The organism is Nostoc sp. DedQUE02 (genome assembly GCF_034531035.1).
In the GTDB taxonomy this organism is placed as follows: domain Bacteria; phylum Cyanobacteriota; class Cyanobacteriia; order Cyanobacteriales; family Nostocaceae; genus Nostoc.
In genome coordinates, this window is record NZ_JAVRBY020000008.1 from 141,695 (window position 1) to 161,936 (window position 20,242).

At 41.7% G+C, this 20,242-nt stretch carries 7 protein-coding genes and 1 pseudogene; 6 read left to right on the forward strand and 2 right to left on the reverse strand.

Annotation, left to right across the window (positions count from 1 at the left end):
• Nucleotides 1–250: 250 nt before the first annotated feature.
• A complete protein-coding gene (locus RMX98_RS10380; RefSeq protein ID WP_322680940.1) occupies nucleotides 251–1,885 on the reverse strand; it encodes an alpha-D-glucose phosphate-specific phosphoglucomutase in 1,635 nt (544 codons plus the stop codon).
• A 152-nt stretch (nucleotides 1,886–2,037) separates the two neighbouring features.
• Nucleotides 2,038–2,307: a hypothetical protein gene (locus tag RMX98_RS10385; protein WP_322680941.1), complete on the reverse strand. Its 270-nt coding sequence runs from the start codon at nucleotides 2,305–2,307 to the stop codon at nucleotides 2,038–2,040.
• A 352-nt stretch (nucleotides 2,308–2,659) separates the two neighbouring features.
• Between RMX98_RS10385 and RMX98_RS10390 the strand changes: the two genes are divergently transcribed.
• From RMX98_RS10390 to RMX98_RS10415, 6 genes and pseudogenes are all read left to right on the forward strand, one after another.
• Nucleotides 2,660–3,838: an acyltransferase gene (locus RMX98_RS10390; RefSeq protein ID WP_322680942.1), complete on the forward strand. Its 1,179-nt coding sequence runs from the start codon at nucleotides 2,660–2,662 to the stop codon at nucleotides 3,836–3,838.
• A 5-nt stretch (nucleotides 3,839–3,843) separates the two neighbouring features.
• Nucleotides 3,844–5,883, forward strand: a pseudogene (locus RMX98_RS10395) (non-ribosomal peptide synthetase); the annotation flags it as partial.
• A gap of 12 nt (nucleotides 5,884–5,895) precedes the next feature.
• Nucleotides 5,896–10,803, forward strand: a complete 4,908-nt coding sequence (locus RMX98_RS10400) for an aminotransferase class III-fold pyridoxal phosphate-dependent enzyme (protein WP_322680944.1) — start codon at nucleotides 5,896–5,898, stop codon at nucleotides 10,801–10,803.
• A 66-nt stretch (nucleotides 10,804–10,869) separates the two neighbouring features.
• Nucleotides 10,870–11,745, forward strand: a complete 876-nt coding sequence (locus RMX98_RS10405; RefSeq protein WP_322680945.1) for a TIGR04325 family methyltransferase — start codon at nucleotides 10,870–10,872, stop codon at nucleotides 11,743–11,745.
• A 60-nt stretch (nucleotides 11,746–11,805) separates the two neighbouring features.
• Nucleotides 11,806–15,216, forward strand: a complete 3,411-nt coding sequence (locus RMX98_RS10410; protein WP_322680946.1) for an amino acid adenylation domain-containing protein — start codon at nucleotides 11,806–11,808, stop codon at nucleotides 15,214–15,216.
• On the forward strand, nucleotides 15,213–19,541 hold the full coding sequence (locus RMX98_RS10415) for an amino acid adenylation domain-containing protein (protein WP_322680947.1): 4,329 nt from the start codon (nucleotides 15,213–15,215) through the stop codon (nucleotides 19,539–19,541). Before RMX98_RS10410 ends, RMX98_RS10415 begins: the two co-directional genes overlap by 4 nt.
• Nucleotides 19,542–20,242 lie beyond the last annotated feature (701 nt).

Below are 20,242 nucleotides of genomic sequence, written 5' to 3' on the forward strand. Positions count from 1 at the left end.
AGTGTACTATTTTATTTCTTTCTTTGTGTTTTTCTCTACGAGACGCGGCGCGAATGCATCCTTCTCTAAGGGGAGATGCTAAGGCGAATAGGTTAGCCTGCGACAAGCTATTCTGCGTCTACGTTTTTCTTTCTTATACTTAACACCAACTAATGGCAATGGTAAGCAAGTTCGTAGTAAGCACAAAGCGTCGTTATTTTCTAAGCACTAAAATGCTTACTACAAACCTCAAAACTAGCTTAAGAAAATACTAGGTGATCACAGTTGGCTGTTCCCGTCCTGTGAGTTCGCGGATCTGGGCTATCTCCTGGGCAATATTGATTAAAGAAGCAAGAGCTTGCTGTGGATCAAGGTCATGTTTTGCGGGATCTGGCTCGTAGCTTTCTAGATAAACTCTTAGGGTTGCACCTTGAGTACCCGTACCAGAAAGTCGCACCACAATGCGGGAGCCATCAGTAAAGCCAATGCGAACACCCTGTTTTTCGCTAACGCTGCCATCAACAGGGTCGGTATAACTAAAATCATCACTGTATTCAACTTGATAGTTACCGAATTGCTTACCTTTGAGAGTTGGCAATAAAGAACGCAGTCTTTCTATTAAAGTGTTGCCTTGCTCTGTCTGTATCTCTTCATAGTCATGGCGGGAGTAATAATTGCGTCCATAAGTCTGCCAGTGTTCTCGTACAATCTGCTCAACAGATTGCTGCCGAACTGCTAGGATATTTAGCCAAAACAGCACAGCCCATAGCCCATCTTTTTCGCGGATATGGTTAGAGCCAGTACCAAAACTTTCTTCACCACAGAGAGTAGCTTTACCCGCGTCTAAGAGATTGCCGAAAAACTTCCAGCCAGTGGGTGTTTCATAGGATTCAATGCCAATCTGAGCAGCCACTCGATCTACTGCTTGGCTAGTAGGCATTGATCGCGCTACTCCGGCTAAACCCTCACTATAACCAGGGACTAGCTTGGCGTTTGCGGCTAATACTGCGAGGCTATCGCTAGGTGTGACAAAGAACTTACGCCCTAAGATCATATTGCGATCGCCATCTCCATCAAAAGCTGCTCCAAAATCTGGCGCATTCTCTGCGTACAAAATATCCACCAACTCATGGGCATAAACTAAATTTGGGTCAGGGTGTGCGCCCCCAAAGTCTTCTAGGGGTTTACCATTCTGCACAGTTCCCACTGGTGCGCCCAAACGTTGCTCAAAAATGGTATGGGCATAAGGGCCAGCCACCGCATGTAAAGCATCGATGCTAAACCGAAAATTTCCAGAGATGAACAGTTGGTGAATCCGTTCAAAATCAAACAACGACTCCATTAACTCTTGATAATCCTGTACGGAGTCAATCACCTCAACTACCATCTCTCCCAAATGTGACTCACCCAAAGTTTCTAAATCTACATCTGGTGCTTCTAAAATTTGGTAGCTATCAATCACTTTAGTGCGATCGTAGATAGCCTCTGTCACTTTTTCCGGTGCTGGGCCGCCGTTGCTAATGTTATATTTCACACCAAAGTCACCATTTGGCCCGCCTGGATTATGGCTAGCAGATAAGATGATGCCACCAAAAGCCTGGTACTTGCGAATAATCGCGGAAGTTGCAGGAGTAGACAAAATCCCCCCTTGACCAACTTTAATCCGTCCAATGCCATTGGCCGCAGCCATTTTCAAAATGATTTGAATGGCTTGGCGATTGTAATAACGACCATCACCACCCAGGACTAGGGTTTGAAAGCGCAAGTCCCCTACAGAATCGAAGATGGATTGAATAAAATTTTCTAGGTAGTGGGGCTGTTGAAAAACCCTAACTGCTTTCCGCAGCCCAGAAGTACCAGGCTTTTGGTCGCTTAAGGGAGTGGTAGAGACTTGATGGATGTTCATAGATGTTTAACAAGACATTTTTCTTTTACAGCTTTACATAAGTTTGTTACAAAAAAAATTGCCACGAGTCATAAAATTCAACATTGCCCTTAATCCCAGATGATGACGCATTAAACACGCGGTAGAATAGTTACTCCAGTCGGTGTAAATGCTCAAGCGATCGCAGCATTCAAAAAAATAAATATGTATTTACATCTGCAACCAATAACACTCAGCGATTTATCTAGACGCGATCGCAATATCTTAATCCGAATTTGGGAGAAGGAGAAACCATGTCCTGTATAGAGCAGCCTCTTCTCTAGGTTATGCCAACGAGTCCGCGCACTCCTGCAAAGAAGCAAGCAACGCACGGTGTTTGGTAGAGAACGTTTGGAGTCTCCCCAAGTGGATAAATTGCGTGTGCAGTATAAGTAACGTAGCAATTGTAACAATTTTATTGAACATCATATAACTAAACCGTGTTGATTCATCGGCTGGGAAAATCACTGTTTTCCTTGCTCCTTAAGGCATTACTTCTTCTTACCCTCTCAAAATAAGCGAACATACAGTTAATACTCCCATTGCAAACATCTCTAAAGTTTTAATTTTCAATGAAGATGTATTGGAAATAACTACGATTTTGAGGAAATAGGTCAGAATAGGAGAACTAAATCTTAAAGTCAGTACCCTTTCATACAAACATTGTAAGATTGCGGCATAATTTGTTGCGAAATTTGTCTTTTAATATAACTTAAAAGCTTACAAGCTAACTATAAATTATAAGTAAAAATACCAATGGTTAAACATATAAAACCTTTAACATCCTTGCGTGGTATTGCAGCTATATTAATTGTCATACATCATTATGTTAGGTTTCTTATACCTAATTTAGGTATGAGTATAACTTCATATAGTAAATTTTTCTCTAATGGATATTTATGTGTTGATTTCTTCTTTATTTTGAGCGGTTTTATTTTAACTCATGTTTATGCTAACAATTTCACAACAAAAGTTAGTATTTCTAACTACCGAGCATTTTTATATTCAAGATTTACTAGACTTTATCCTTTACATATATTCATAATTCTTTTGTTTTTAGGGGTTGAGTTTTTGAAATTAGGATTTCTATTATTAAAAAGTAAACCAATTTTTGACGCTGCCAATCAATCTTCGCTTCCCTTTACTGGTACTCAAAACATTGTTGCTCTTTTTAGTAACATTTTTATGATTCAAGCCTTAGATTTAAATTCTCCACCATTATTTGGAGATAAAACGTATTGGAATGAGCCTGCATGGTCAATCAGTGCAGAATGGATTACATACTTACTGTTACCTTTATTATTATTTTTCTTATTGAAGCTTCCAAAAATATATGATTTAGTGATTTATCTAAGTTCATTGATATGTTTACTATTTTTAATAAAATTCACCTATGGACATCTGGATTTTATCGGTATACCTTCAATAGGTAGATGTACTTTAGAAGGGATAATTGGGATTCTTACTTATAAAGTTTACCGTAATATTAATTATCGAAAATATCTAGGACTGAACTTTACTGTAATTTTCTCATTGTTATGGATATTAATTGTGATGCATTATGATTATCAGGATATATTAATAATCCCAGCGTTTTCCCTTTTGATTTTATCTGTTTCTATCAATACGAAAAATAACAACATTATCTTAAATACACTAAATTCCTCGTTACTAATTTATCTCGGAACAATATCTTATTCTATTTACATGGTTCACTGGTTTATTCAAAAATCTATATCGTTAATATACAAAAGTATCTTTCATGTAAATTTTGGAACAAACTTTAATATTTTTCAGTCAGTAATAATTCTGGTTTTGTATATTTTAGTAGTTACATTCACTGCATCGCTAACCTATAAATTTGTTGAGTTAAAAATGCAGCATTACTTAAAAACCACACGTTTTGCAAAAGAATATATTTTTTGCGGAAATTAAAAAATATGAAATCAATAACCGATCCATTGGCTAAAAATAAAAATGAAATACTGGCAAATGAGCCTCAAACCTCACTATCAGAAAATAACTTAAAACGAGATAATTTAACATTAGATATCTTTAAAGAATCTGAAAACAACCTAATTGACGAATGTAATTATCCTCAGAAAGCGTGTATTCATCAATTGTTTGAAGCACAAGTAGAACTGACACCTGATGCTATAGCCGTGGTGTTTGAAGACCAACAGTTAACCTACCGTGAGTTGAATATCAAAGCCAATCAACTAGCACAATACTTACAAAATTTAGGTGTAGGGTCTGATGTCCTTGTTGGCATCTGTGTAGAACGCTCCATAGAAATGATAGTGGGATTGTTGGGTATTCTCAAGGCGGGTGGAGCCTATGCACCACTTGACCCAAATTATCCAGTTGAGCGCCTCGCTTTTATCTTAGAAGATGCTCAAGTTTCAGTATTGCTAACACAAAAACACTTATTAAATAATCTTCCTCAAAACCATACTCAAATTTTATGCCTTGATTCTGACAAAGAAATCCTATCTCAATACAGTTCAGAAAACCCCACCAGTTCAGTAACATCTGAAAACCTGGCTTATATAATTTATACTTCTGGTTCTACAGGTAAACCCAAAGGTGTATTAATTAATCACTCCAATGTTGTGCGCTTATTTAAAGCTACTGAACATTGGTATCACTTTAATCAAGAAGATGTATGGACGCTGTTTCACTCCTTTGCCTTTGACTTTTCTGTGTGGGAAATTTGGGGTGCATTAATTTACGGCGGACGGTTAGTTGTGGTGCCATATTTAGTTAGCCGTTCTCCTGAAGCCTTCTATGAATTACTTTGCAAAGAAAAAGTTACAGTTCTCAATCAAACTCCTTCAGCTTTCCAACAATTAATCCACACAGAACGGACAATTGCTGATTCTGGGAACTTAGCTCTGCGTTGGGTAATCTTTGGTGGGGAAGCATTAGAAATTCAAAGCTTAAAGCCTTGGTTTACTCGTCACGGGTATGAGTCTCCAAAGTTGGTAAATATGTACGGTATTACAGAAACTACCGTTCATGTTACCTATCGTCCAATAACAGAAGATGACTTGAGGCCAGGAGCAGGGAGTGTGATTGGTTGTCCAATTCCTGACTTGCAATTGTATCTGCTAGATGAGCATAAACAGTTAGTTACCGTTGGTGTTCCTGGTGAAATGTATGTGGGTGGTGCAGGTTTAGCTCGTGGCTATCTCAATCGTCCCGATTTGACTGCGAAAGCTTTTATTGCTAATCCCTTAAGTAACAATCCGCAGGCGCGGCTTTATAAAACAGGTGATTTAGCAAGATATCTACCCAATGGAGATATAGAATATCTCGGTCGCATTGACCATCAGGTGAAGATTCGTGGCTTCCGAATTGAACTAGGGGAAATTGAAAGAGAAATTGCTCAACATCCTGAAGTTCGCGAAACTGTCGTTCTTGCTCGCCAAGAAGAAACAGGCGAAAAGCAGTTAGTTGCTTATGTTGTTCCTCATCAGAACAGTAGCTACATATCCAATCAATTGCGTAGCTTCTTAGAGCAGCGACTACCTGATTATATGGTGCCATCAGCTTTTGTGTTATTAGAATCAATGCCTTTGACTGTAAACGGCAAATTAGATAGACAGAAATTGCCAGCACCAAGTAGAGAACGTCCGCAACTAGAACAAGCGTATATTTCACCCCAAAGCGATTTAGAGCGTCTGCTGGCGGGTATTTTGTCAGATTTGCTCAAAATCGATCGCATTGGAATTGATGATAATTTCTTTGATTTGGGAGCAACTTCAATCTCAATTCTGCAAGTTGCAGTACGAGTACAACAAGAACTTGGTATTGAGCTACCTACTGTGAAGCTATTTCAGTATTCAACGATTGGCTCTTTAGCAAAATATTTAGATTCAAACCAGCATAGCCAACCGTCTTCTGACAAGCTGCAAAATCGCGCCCAACGTCAACAAGCAGCTCGTAATCGTCGCCGTAATCATCAACAAGGTGTTTAAGCAATGGTAAATATGCAAGCATCCGAGAACCAAGATCCTATTGATGGTATTGCCATTATTGGCATGGTGGGAAGATTTCCTGGTGCTGGAAATGTCGATGAGTTGTGGCGCAATCTATGTGAGGGATTAGAGTCAACGACTTTTTTTGAAGATGAAGAACTAGATCCTAGTATTGACCCGAACCTTTGCAAAGATCCTAGCTACGTAAAAGCTAGAGGAATCATTTCTGGGGGAGAAACCTTTGATGCCGCATTCTTTGGTATTAATCCCCTAGAAGCTGTGGTTATGGACCCACAGGCAAGAGTTTTTCTAGAGTTGGTTTATGAAGCTCTAGAAAATGCTGGTTATGAATCAGAGTCTTTTGAGGGTTTGATTGGTTTGTACGCTGGTTGTGGGCAAAATACTTATTTTGCTAACCACATTGCTGGACGTATGGAAATTGTCGATCGCATCGGTGAGTTCCAGACGATGTTAGCCAATGAAAAAGACTTTTTAACTACTCGTGCTGCTTATAAGCTCAACCTCAAAGGCCCAGCCGTCAGCGTCAATACAGCCTGTTCCACTTCTTTAGTAGCAGTCATTCAGGCTTGCCAAGCCTTAACCAGCTATCAGTGCGATTTGGCTTTGTCCGGTGGTGTATCTATGACTACACCTCAAAATAGCGGTTATCTAGCACAAGAAGGCAGTATGCTCTCTGGGGATGGGCATTGTCGTCCCTTTGATGCCAACGCTCAGGGCACAATGTTCAACAATGGCGCAGGACTAGTTGTCCTCAAGCGCTTAGAAGATGCACTCAATGATGGCGATCGCATCTATGCTGTAATTCGCGGTTCTGGTATCAATAATGACGGTGCTGATAAGGTAAGCTTTACGGCTCCCAGTGTCGATGGACAAGCAGAAGCGATTGCAATGGCGCAAGCTTATGCCAACTTTCACCCAGAAACTATCTCTTATATTGAAGCTCACGGTACAGCTACACCTTTAGGCGACCCGATTGAAATTGAAGCGCTGACGCAAGCATTTCGTATACATACAGATGCTAAACAATTTTGTGCAATCGGCTCTCTTAAAAGCAATATCGGGCATTTAGTTGCGGCGGCTGGGGTCGCAGGGTTAATTAAAACCGCTCTCGCCCTGCATTATAAAAAGATTCCACCTAGTTTAAATTTTGAGGCTCCCAATCCTAAGATTGACTTTGCCAACAGCCCATTTTATGTAAATACCGAACTAGCTGAATGGTTAGAGGGTGAAACTCCGCGACGAGCCGGCGTGAGTTCCTTTGGTGTCGGCGGGACTAATGCTCATATTGTGCTAGAAGAAGCGCCACAAACCCAAAGTTCAGGATCTTCTCGCCCACAACAGCTATTGTTGCTCTCGGCAAAAACTAGTAAAGCTTTAGAAACTGCAACAGTAAATTTGCAGCAGCATTTACAATACAATGCCGAAATTAATTTAGCTGATGTTGCTTATACTTTACAGCGAGGGCGCAAAGCTTTTAACTACAGACGCAGTATAGTTTGTCACGATATCACAGATGCGATCACAGCCCTGCAATCTTTAGATCCAAATCAAGTAAATACCCGTCATCTAGAAATCCGCAATCCAGCCGTTGTTTTCATGTTCCCCGGACAAGGGTCGCAATATGTGAACATGGGACTGAATCTCTACAACCGCGAACCTGTGTTTCAGGAGGCAGTAGATGAATGTGCTGAAATCCTTAAACCTTTGCTGGGCAAGGATTTACGAGAAATACTGTATCCAGTCGCAAGCGATTGCGAAACTGCGGCTATTTCTCTGCGGCAAACCTGCTGTACCCAACCAGCATTGTTCGTCATTGAATACGCATTAGCGCAACTATGGCAAAGTTGGGGAGTCAAGCCCCAAGCCATGATTGGGCACAGTATTGGCGAATTTGTTGCCGCCTGTATAGCAGGTGTATTTACCTTAGCAGATGCGCTGACATTGGTGGCAACTCGCGGTCGCTTAATGTGGGAATTACCGCCAGGGGCAATGCTCTCAGTGCGTTTACCAGCCAAAGAGGTAGAGCCGCGATTGAGTGCAGAAATTGCGATCGCTGCAATTAATGGCCCTTCCCTGTGTGTAGTTTCTGGCCCCACAGAGGCGATCGCGGCTCTGCAAAAACAACTAGAAAGCGAAGAAGTTGTCTGTCGCCATTTACACACTTCCCACGCTTTCCACTCTCCGATGATGGATAGCATCATTCACCCCTTTGCAGAGGTAGTTGGAAAGGTTAAATTATCACCACCCCAAATTCCCTTTGTTTCTACAGTTACCGCCGACTGGATTACAGCCCAGCAAGCAACCGATCCGATGTATTGGGCTACACATCTACGCCAGACTGTGCGATTTGCCGAAGGCGTACAAACTCTATGGCAGCAGCCAGAACGCGTGCTGTTAGAGGTGGGGCCGCGAATCACAACGACGACCTTAGCCCGCCAACAAGCAAAAGATATTAAACAACAGATTACAGTTGCTTCTTTAAGTGATAACGCTGAGAATGAAGCCGAATGGACAGCATTACTCAAGGCAGTAGGACAACTGTGGTTATCAGGAGTATCTATTGACTGGAGGAACTTTTATCAAAGAGAAACGCGACAACGAATTCCTCTGCCTACTTATCCCTTTGAACGCCAACGCTTCTGGATTGATCCTTCACCTCATCCTAATCGTGCAGAAACTTCTAAACTTCCAAATCCTCAGTTATTAGAAAAGGCTCAAACTATGACAACATCCCCTCAGCAAAAGCTTATTCCACTGCTCAAAGAAACTATCGAAGAAACTTCAGGATTGGAAATTGCTAGTGTTGACGACTCGACAACGTTTTTAGAAATGGGATTAGATTCCTTATCTCTGACGCAAGTTGGGCTAGCTTTGAAGAAAAAATTTAAAGTTAAAGTCACACTGAGGCATTTACTAGAAATTTGCCCAAATTTAGGAACATTGGCTGACTTCATTAATCAAGGCTTGTCTCCTGAAGCTTTATCTGCACTAGGATTAACAGAAACCGTTGCAAACGCCATTCCAGAAGCACCATTGCCAGAACCTGTAACCACATCACCCACTTTAGTAGTGCATGAAGTTCATACCAATGGATCTGCACCTCAGATTTCTCCCCAACCTGCTGCATCTAGTGTTCTAGAAAACGTGATTAATCAGCAGCTACAAATCATGAGCCAGCAATTGGCGCTATTGGGTAACAACAGTCAATCTGTAACAATTCCAGTTGTAGCTGCGGCGACATCTCAAAATAATCATATCAAGCCACAAAATACTGTATCTATCCTCCCAACCCAAACCAGCAAAGAATCAGCATTGGTAGATACAGAGTCAAATGGTGCTAAAAAGCCCTTTGGTGCGGCAGCTCGAATTGAAAAGACCCAGACTAAAACCTTGACAGCGCAACAACGCACTCATCTAGACAAGATTATCCAAAGATATACACAACGGACTCAAAAATCCAAAGAATTTACTCAATCTCATCGCCCTTATTTAGCAGATCCAAGAACTGTTTCTGGCTTTAACCCGACGATGAAAGAGATGGTTTATCCCATCGTGGTGTCTCGTTCATCAGGTTCTAAACTTTGGGATGTTGATGGCAATGAATATGTCGATTTAAGCAACGGCTTTGGCTTGAATTTATTTGGTTGGTCGCCACCTTTCATTACTGAAGCAATTGAAGCACAACTGAAACTCGGCATGGAAATTGGGCCGCAAACTCCCTTAGTTGGAGAAGTGGCGCGGCTAATGTGTGAGGTAACAAACTTTGACCGAGTAGCCTTTTGCAACACAGGTTCAGAAGCAGTTCTAGGAGCGATGCGGATGGTACGCACCATCACAGGACGCAACTTAATCGCCATCTTTTCTGGAGCTTATCACGGTATTTTGGATGAAGTAATTGTTCGGGGTACAAAGAAACTCCGGTCAATTCCAGCTGCTCCTGGTATCCCACCTGAGATGGTAGAAAACATTTTGGTGTTAGAGTATGGTTCGCCTGAGTCTCTAGAAATCCTCAAAAATCGGGCTGATGAGTTAGCAGCAGTGATGGTGGAATCTGTGCAAAGCCGTCGCCCTGAATACCAACCCAAGGAATTCCTCCACCAATTGCGTAATTTCACTGAAAAAGCTGGTATTGCTCTGATTTTCGATGAAATTGTTACCGGATTCAGAATTCATCAAGGTGGCGCTCAAGCACATTTCGGTATAAAGGCTGATATCGCAACCTACGGCAAGATTGTGGGCGGTGGGCTACCAATTGGAGTCATTGCTGGCAAATCACAATATATGGATGCTCTAGATGGTGGGTTTTGGCAGTTTGGGGATGACTCCGTTCCAGAGGTAGGCGTGACTTACTTTGCTGGCACCTTCGTCCGCCATCCTCTAGCACTAGCAGCCGCCAAAGCAGTACTTCAACATTTAAAACAAAGTGGCCCCAGCTTGCAGCAAAATCTCAATGCAAGAACCGATAAGTTTGTAGCGGAACTCATGGGTTATTTCCAGCAAGTTCAAGCACCGTTCACAGTTTATAATTTTGGCTCCCTCTTTATGGTGAAGCCTTTACCAGAGTTCCCCTACGGAGATTTGCTGTATTACTTGCTCCGGGATAAAGGAGTACATATTTGGGATCACCGTCCTTGCTTCTTGACCACAGCCCATTCCGAAGCTGATCTGGCTTTAGTAATGGCAGCTTTTAAAGAGACTATTGCCGAAATGCAGTCTGCTGGCTTCTTGTCTGCACCAACTATAGAAGTAACAAATCGCGAAGTTAGCAATAACAGTCTACGTAATCGTCCTCCACAACCTGATGCCAGATTAGGACGAGATCCCGAAGGAAACCCCGCCTGGTATATTCCCGACACCGAACGACCTGGCAAATATCTACAAGTCGCCAGTGTTTCCTAAAGTGTTTTGAAACAGCCATTTTTCTCGAAACAGTAGCAAAAAATTTTCCGATATTAAGGTTTTGATATGACTTTGATAGCTTCGTTTGATAAAAATAATTTCACACAGCTAAGACAAAAAAGGGTAAAGCAGCTAAAGCAAAGTTTCAAAAAAATTGTCACAAAAGTCCCAATCTTATCAGATTACTACCAATACTATTGGTTATTTAACCAAAACATTACTGCGTGTCGAGGTATACATAATACATTTGCAGATGCGTTACAAGCAACTCCTAAAGGTGCTAAGGCTGGCTATAACCAACCTGAAATTCATAATCACCGTTCAGTAGCAAAGTTGACCACTACTTGGGAGCCAGATCAGTTCAATCCCCAAGATTATCCGGTTCTTATCTGGCTTGCATCTGCATTCGCTAACAGCTCAACTATTTTTGACCTGGGCGGTAATGTAGGACATGCTTATTATACTTACAAAAAATTTCTGCAATATCCTAATGATCTCCGATGGAAAGTCTGTGATGTATTAGAGGTGATTAAAGCGGGAGAACAATTGGCAAGAAAAGCCGATAACCCAGGTTTGTCTTTTACAGCGCAATTTGCAGATGCTGAAGGTGCAGAAATATTACTCACTTGCGGTACTTTGCAATATATAGAACCATCACTGTCTGAAATGTTGGGACAGTTGAAGACAAAACCACGGCATATCTTGATTAACCGAGTACCATTTTACGATGGGGAAACGTTTATCACATTACAAAATATTGGCTACGCTTTTTGCCCATATAAAATCCAGAATCGCGCTGAGTTTATTGCATCTTTAGCCTCAATTGGCTACGAATTAATCGATACTTGGACATTGAACCGTAGCTGTTATATTCCGTTTCATCCTGAGCGTTTTGTACGTAACTATTACGGTTTTTATCTACGACTTATTGAACCTCAATAGTTTGTCAAGACAGATTGAAATTGCACCACACTGAATAAACTGAGAAAATAAGAGATTTTTATGAGCTTATCACCTGTAGATTACCAATCTAGATTAAATGCTGTTGATTTCGATCCATTTTCAGGTGGAGAGTTATTATTAACTGCCCCTGCAACCGAATCTCAAAAAGAAATTTGGGCTTCTGTACAAATGGGAGACAGTGCCAATTGTGCTTATAACGAGTCCCAATCTCTGCGACTAAAAGGAAACCTTGATGTAGAATCTCTCCAGTCTGCTGTGCAACAGTTAGTCCAACGTCATGAAGCACTACGGACAACCTTTAGCACAGATGGTAATACACTCTGCATTGTTGCGTCCCTGAAAATAGAAATCCCCGTCATTGATGTTTCTGGTTTAGAGCCACAAGAGCAAGAGACAAAAATAGCTAGTATCTGGCAACAAGAGGTAGAGCAACCATTTGATTTAGAACATGGGTCTCTATTTCGGGCAAAAATTGTCAAATTGCATTCGCAAGAGCATTTAGCCATTTTAACTGCCCATCACATTATTTGTGATGGTTGGTCATGGGCAGTATTGATGCCAGATTTAGGTAAACTCTACTCTGCCTTGCAACAGGGTATTGTTCCTGAATTGGAAGAACCAGACTACTTCAGTGAATATGCGATCTTGCAGGAAGAAGAGGCCCAAAGTGTAGAAGCGATCGCTATAGAACAATACTGGTTAGATCAATTCTCCGATTCTGTGCCTGTGCTAGATTTCCCCAGCGATCACCCTCGTCCATTATTTAGAACTTTTAATGCTGCGCGTGAAGATTGGCGTTTAAATCCCGAACTAGTTGTCAAACTGAAACAACTAGGAACAAAACTTGGTTGTAGCTTTATGACTACCATCTTGTCAGGATTCGAGGTGTGGCTTCACCGCCTAACAGGACAAGACGACGTAGTGGTGGGAATTTCAGCAGCAGGACAAGCTGCTTTAGGACAGTATAATCTCGTTGGACATTGTGTTAATTTACTACCTTTGCGTAGCCGGATTAATGGAGAAAAATCCTTTAGTGACTACTTGCAAACGCGCCGCTCTGCTGTATTAGATGCCTACGACCACCAACAATTTACCTTTGGCAGTCTGGTCAAAAAATTAGTGTTTCCACGGGATTCTAGTCGTATTCCCTTAGTACCTATCACCTTTAATCTCGATCAGGGCTTGGACGGAAACAGTTTACCATTTGCAGGGCTGGAGGTAGAGTTTTTCTCTAATCCTCGCGCATTTGAGAATTTTGAAATATTTATCAATGCTACAGAATTACGTGGCCAGCTGACCCTGGAATGTCAGTACAACACCAACTTATTTGATGCTGATACTATCCGTCGCCGAATGGCAGAGTTTGATACTCTCTTAGCAAGTATAGTTGCTAACCCTAATCAAATTATTGCCAAATTGTCAATCTTGCCAACAACTGAGCAACAGTTGTTAGCAGCATGGAACAATACTCAAACAGCTTATCCTGAAGATAAATCGATTCATCAGCTGTTTGAAACTCAAGTCGAGCAAACACCAGATGCGATCGCTGTTGTGTTTCAAAATCAACAACTGACTTATCTGGAACTTGACCAGCGTGCCAATCAGCTTGCTCATTATCTGCAAACCTTGGGAGTCAAGCCGGGAGTGCTAGTTGGCATCTCCTTGGAACGGTCAACAGAAATAGCGATCGCTCTATTAGGTGTACTCAAGACGGGTGGCGCTTATGTCCCCTTAGACCCCACCTATCCCAAAGAACGCTTGACCTTCATGCTTGATGATGCTCAAGTCTCCGTGTTACTTACCCAAGCTAACCTACTTGATTTAGTAAAAAATCAGGTAGAGGTAGTTTGTTTGGACACAGATAAAGAAAAAATTGCCCATTATCCAACTCACAAACCCGCTTACCTAGCAACTACTGAGAATCTCGCTTACGTCATCTACACTTCTGGCTCCACAGGAACACCCAAGGGAGTAAAAGTTTCTCATCAAAATGTTGTCAATCTCCTGGCAAGTATGCGTGAGCAACCAGGGTTGACACGGCAAGATATTCTGCTATCTGTCACCACTCTTTCCTTTGATATTGCCGTTCTGGAAATATTCTTGCCGTTAATCGTGGGGGCAACTACTCTGATAGTCAGCCGTGAGGTGGCTACAGATGGCGAGAAACTGCTCAAAACTCTCAACAATTCAGGAATAACAGTCATGCAGGCCACTCCTGCAACCTGGCGATTGTTGCTGGCGGCTGGCTGGCAAGGTTCCAAACAACTCAAGATTCTCTGCGGTGGAGAAGCATTACCACCTACTTTAGCTAAGGAACTGGTGAATCGTGCCCACAGTGTCTGGAATATGTACGGGCCAACCGAAACAACAATCTGGTCTACCTGTTATCAAATAAAAGCAGACGGAATCCCTCTGATTGGTCAGCCCATCGCCAATACTGAAATTTATCTATTAGATGCTTATCAGCAGCCCGTGCCTGTAGGAGTTCCTGGTGAACTTTATATCGGTGGTGCAGGTGTAGCGCTGGGTTATTTAAATAGACCTGAGCTAACTACAGAACGCTTTATTTCCAACCCATTCAGCCAAGAACCTCATGCTCGACTCTATAGAACAGGTGATTTAGTTCGTTATCGCACCGATGGCAATCTTGAGTATCTGCAACGAATTGACAATCAGTTGAAAATTCGCGGTTTTCGGATTGAATTGGGTGAGATTGAAGCGGTGATGGCTCAATATCCTGCTGTGAAAGAAGCTGTGGTTATTGTGCGAGAAGATATCCCAAATGAGAAAACATTAGTTGGTTATCTAGTTCCAAATACACCATCGCCAGTTAAGTCTTTAGCGGAGTCTGCTAGCAGTACTCAACATATTCAAGCTTGGAATCAAAGGTGGGACTTACTGTCTAAACCAGAATCTTTACAAGACCAGACTTTAGGTAATGCTTATGCCAATAGCCCCATACAACAGCAAGCAGAAAATAATCAGCTAATTCCACAATTACGCCAGTTCTTGAAGGAAAAGCTACCAAATTATATGGTGCCTACAACCTTTGTAACGCTGGATGCGATGCCCCTTACTCCTAATGGCAAAGTAGATCGGAAGGCTCTACCAATACCCGATTTTGCTCGTCCAGAACTGAGCGAGAGTTATGTTGCACCCCGCACCTTGGTTGAACAGCAGATTGCTGGCATTTGGGCACAAGTCCTCAACTTAGAAAATATTGGCATTCACGACAACTTCTTTGAGTTAGGAGGACATTCAGTACTAGCGATTCAAGTTACTTCGCGGTTGCGTCAAACCTTTCAAGTAGAAATACCTTTATTCAACTTATTTGAAGTACCAACTGTCGCTGATTTAGCTGAACGAATTGAAACACTACAATGGGCGGCGCAAAATTCTCAAGCTTCTCAGATCGAGACGATAAGCGACTATGAAGAGGGACAACTATGAAAACCATTCATCAGTTTTTATCAGAACTACGTCATCTAGATGTGAAATTATGGGTCGAAGACGGTAGCTTGCGCTATCGAGCCGCTAAGGAGAGCTTGACACCAGATTTACTGGCACAGATGCGAGAACGGAAAGCCGAAATCCTAGAATTTCTCCTCCAGGCTAACTCTGCTAGTAGTAACAATCTTCCTCGGATATTACCGACCATCAGAGATAATAAACTCCCTCTCTCTTTTGCTCAACAACGCTTATGGATCTTAGAACAATTTGATCCTGGTAACTCTCTCTACAATGTACCCTTAGCCTATCGCTTCACAGGTTCACTTAATGTTGTACTACTGGAGCAATGTCTAGTTGAAATCGTCCGCCGCCACGAAATCTTACGAGTTACCTTTACATCAACAGATGGGCAGCCCAGCCAAATCATATCTCCAGATATAACCCTGAATCTGCCGCTTCTCGATTTGAGTCACTTGCCTCTAGAACAGCGAGAAATTGAAGACAAAAAACTGGCTGCCTTGGAAGCTCAACAACCCTTCGATTTGGTGGAAGGGCCATTGTTTCGCTTTCAACTGCTACGCCTAACTGAAAAGGAGCATATACTGCTCCTGACCCTGCATCATATTATTGCGGATGGCTGGTCTTCAGAGGTTTTCTTTCAGGAAATCACAGCACTCTATGAAGCCTTTGCTGCTGGCAAATCTTTCCCATTACCGGAATTACCTATCCAGTATACTGACTACGCTCACTGGCAACGTCAGTGGTTGCAAGGTTCAGTCCTAAAATCTCAGCTTGATTATTGGAAGCAGCAGCTAAGTGGCAATATACCTATACTAGAACTGCCCAGCGATCGTCCACGGCCACCTGTCCAAACTTACTCAGGCGAAATCTGCCGTCAAATGCTACCACAAGAGTTGACTGATGCCCTCAAGGCTTTGAGTCAGCAGTCAGGCGTAACACTGTTCATGACTTTATTAGCAGCCTTCAAGGTATTGCTCTATCGCTATACAGGACAAGAGGATATTCTTGTTGGCTCCCCAATTGCCGGTCGCAACCAGGTAGAAACCGAAGGATTGATGGGTTTATTTGTCAATACCTTGGTAATGCGGACTGACCTTTCCGGCAATCCCAGTTTTCGGGCAATACTCGATCAAGTGCGTCAGGTAGCATTAGGTGCTTACGATCACCAGGATTTACCTTTTGAAAAACTGGTGGAAGAACTCAAACCAGAACGCGATCGCAGTCATTCACCACTGTTTCAGGTAATGTTCGCCATGAACCCCCCTTGGACAAAGGGAGCAGAGCGAGAACTACCAGGTTTGAAAATTGCCTCCACCTTTGGATACACCCACAGTGGTACGACGAAATTTGATTTAACCCTGGTGATGCGGGATACAGGCAAAGGATTGAGAGCTTCCTTTGAATACAATACTGACCTATTCGATGCAGCCACGATCGCTCGGATGCTTGGACATTTCCAAACAATGCTTACAGGTATTCTTGCTAATCCAGAGCAACGCATCTCGGAGTTACCTCTATTAACACCACCTGAAGGGCAGCAGTTACTTGTAGAGTGGAACAATACTGAAACCGACTATCCGAAACAGGCTTGTATTCATCAGCTGTTTGAGGCACAAGTTGAAAGTACACCAGATGCGGTAGCAGTTGTATTTGCAGGACAAGAACTGACATACCAACAGTTGAACAAACAAGCCAATCAGTTAGCACACCATTTGCAAAGCCTGGGTGTAGGGCCAGAGGTAATGGTGGGATTATGTGCAGAGCGATCGCTCGAAATGATAGTCGGGTTACTGGGTATTCTCAAAGCAGGTGGAGCTTATGTTCCTTTAGATCCCATGTACCCCCAAGAGCGCCTGAGCTTGATGTTAGAAGATGCTCAAGTAAAAATCTTGCTCACTCAACGGCATCTAATCGAAAAACTACCTGTGTGTGGAGCAAAGGTGGTTTATTTAGATAGTGATGCTGAAGCGATGTCTACGACGGTCACTGAGCGTTGGTCATTGAGCGTAGCCGAAATGAGCCGAGGTGCGGGCTACGCCTACGCTCAATATAGTCAGGAGAATACAGTTACCCAAACTACCCCTGAAAACTTAGCTTATGTAATCTACACATCTGGTTCTACAGGCATCCCCAAAGGTGTTACCGTCGTACATCGGGGTGTCGTGCGCTTGGTCAAAGACACCAATTACATTAATATAGGTGCGGAAAATGTATTTTTACAGTTAGCGCCCATATCCTTTGATGCTTCCACTTTTGAAATTTGGGGATGTCTCCTCAACGGCGCCAAGCTAGTACTCATGCCACCTCACGCAGTGTCACTACCAGAATTAGCAGCAGCTCTAAAATATTACCGTGTAACGATACTGTGGTTAACAACTGGTCTTTTCAACCTGATGGTAGATGAGTATGTTGAAGAATTGAAACAAGTTCGCCAACTTTTAGCTGGTGGAGATGTTTTATCTGTCCCTCACATCCAAAAACTTTTGCAAGCAGGCGGAGATTGTCGCCTAATTAATGGCTATGGGCCAACGGAAAACACAACTTTTACTTGTTGCTATTCTTTAGACAGCAATACTAAAATTAATGCTTCGGTTCCCATTGGTCGCCCTATTTCCAATACACAAACTTACATACTGGATAACAACTTACAGCCTGTACCGATTGGTATACCAGGTGAGTTATATATTGGCGGTGATGGTTTAGCTAGGGGTTATCTCAATCGACCAGAATTAACCACCGAAAAGTTTATTTTCAACCCCTTTAAAAATGTAGAATCTCAATCGGAGCGTCTGTATAAAACTGGCGATTTAGCTCGTTACTTGCCAGATGGCAATATTGAGTTTATCGGGCGTTTAGACCATCAAGTAAAGATTCGTGGCTTCCGTATTGAGTTGGGAGAAATTGAGGCAATGCTGGGTCAACACTCAGCAGTACAAAAAAATGTCGTTGTTGTTAGAGAAGATGTTCCTGGCAATAAATTGATCGTTGCTTATCTTGTTCCTCAGCCAGGTGAAACTATTGTTAGGGATGAAATACACAGCTTTCTCAAGGAAAAGCTGCCCGATTATATGTTGCCTTCTGCGTTTGTCATACTAGACTCTCTGCCACTTAATGCTAATGGCAAAGTTGATCGCAAAGCCTTGCCAGTGCCTAACTTCACTAATGTTGAGATAGAAAAAACCTTTGCCACAGCAGAAGATTCATTGCAACTTCAGTTAACTAAAATCTGGGAAAATGTTTTAGGCATTCATCCAATTAGCATCAAAGACAACTTTTTTGATTTAGGAGGACATTCACTTCTAGCAATACGCTTGTTTGCTCAAATTAATAAGATATTTGACAAAAATCTACCTACAGCTATCCTCTTTCAAGCGCCTACGATTGAGCAACTAACTAATATTCTCCGCCAAGAAGGATGCTCAACACCTTGGTCTTCATTAATTCCTATTCAACTACAGGGTTCTAAACTGCCTTTTTTCTATATCCATTCACTATACGGTAATCTTTTCCACAGCCGCGAACTACTGGGTAATTTAGATTTAGATCAGCCAGTTTATGGGCTACAAGCACAAGGCTTAGATAGAAAACAGGCTCCTTATAATCGCATAGAAGATATGGCAGCCCACTATATCAAAGAAATACGTACTATTCAACCTCAAGGCCCTTATTTATTAGGTGGCTGGTGTATTGGGGGTACAGTAGCATTTGAAATGGCTAGGCAACTTGAAATACAAGGCGAAAAGGTAGAATTGCTAGCTTTATTTGATTGCTACCCTCCCCAAGTAAAATCAGGTGGAAATATTAAACGTTCTTTCTGGGATAAATTGAAAAAGCGTTTTAGTCATTTCCTAATTAATTGGCAAGACATAATCAAAAGGAATACGAGTCACATTGTTAGCTTAGAACCAAAACAGCAACTCACTTTTTTTGTTGATCGGGTCAATCACAGACTGCAAAATTTTCTGAGGGAAATTGTTTACAAGCTTCACCTGAAGATGCAACGACCTTTACCTATTTCTGTGCTAGATTTAGCTGTTCGAGATGCTAATACTCAAGCACAAAGAGCTTATATAGCTAAAGATTATAATGGTAAGGTAACGCTTTTTTGGGCAATGGAAAGACCCGTAGAAGAGTATTATCTCATGGAGAAGTGGAAAGAATTAGCTACGGGTGGAATAGAAATTTACAAAACTCCTGGTTCGCACGATAGCATCATGTCATTACCCCATGTTTTAGTTTTGTCTAAAAAATTAAATGATTGCCTTAATAATGCTCAGTTAAGTACTTCGCGCCGGATCTCGTAGATCAGATACAGCATTTTGTAACTCAGTAAGTTAAAAAGCTTGGGTCTCAAAGCCACATTTAGAGACTGTTTTGCTTCTGACTTCTGACTCTCCCAACTTCAGCAAACGATCGGAGTTATCTCTGAATTCTGCTTTAGTTATAGCTTTCCAACCTCATCTCGCTTGCGGGATGGGGTTTTTTATTTGCAGATAATAGCTTGATATATATGTCAATGCGATCGCCAATAAAGCCTTTGCATGAGTCCTAAATTGGAATTCACTCAGTTGATTTACTGAGCTATTATCTTGATCTATCCAATACCTGTGTTTCTTATTATACTTTGTTAATAAATTAACTAAATTCAAATAATTACTTAACCAAATAAAATAACCTCACTATGGTAGAGGAACGGGATTCTTTAATCCTGGGCTATTAGATGGACTAGATATTAATTAAACTAGTGAATTTACTGAAGTCAATTGTTTATTTAATTTAATAAATTGGGCGAACAAATAGTAAGCATTAATAAATAAAATTATGACGGAGAAAATCCTGAATTTCGTAGAAGTTCAAACAGATGATACAAATGGTGTCGATGGACTTGCTAGTGACTAATCAATAACAGTCAGCCCCGAAGGCAAAAAGCTATATGCTATACCCTATTATGAATCAAAAATATAAGGGTTTGGGCGGGTTACAACGTGGGGGGAAGAGGGGTTTG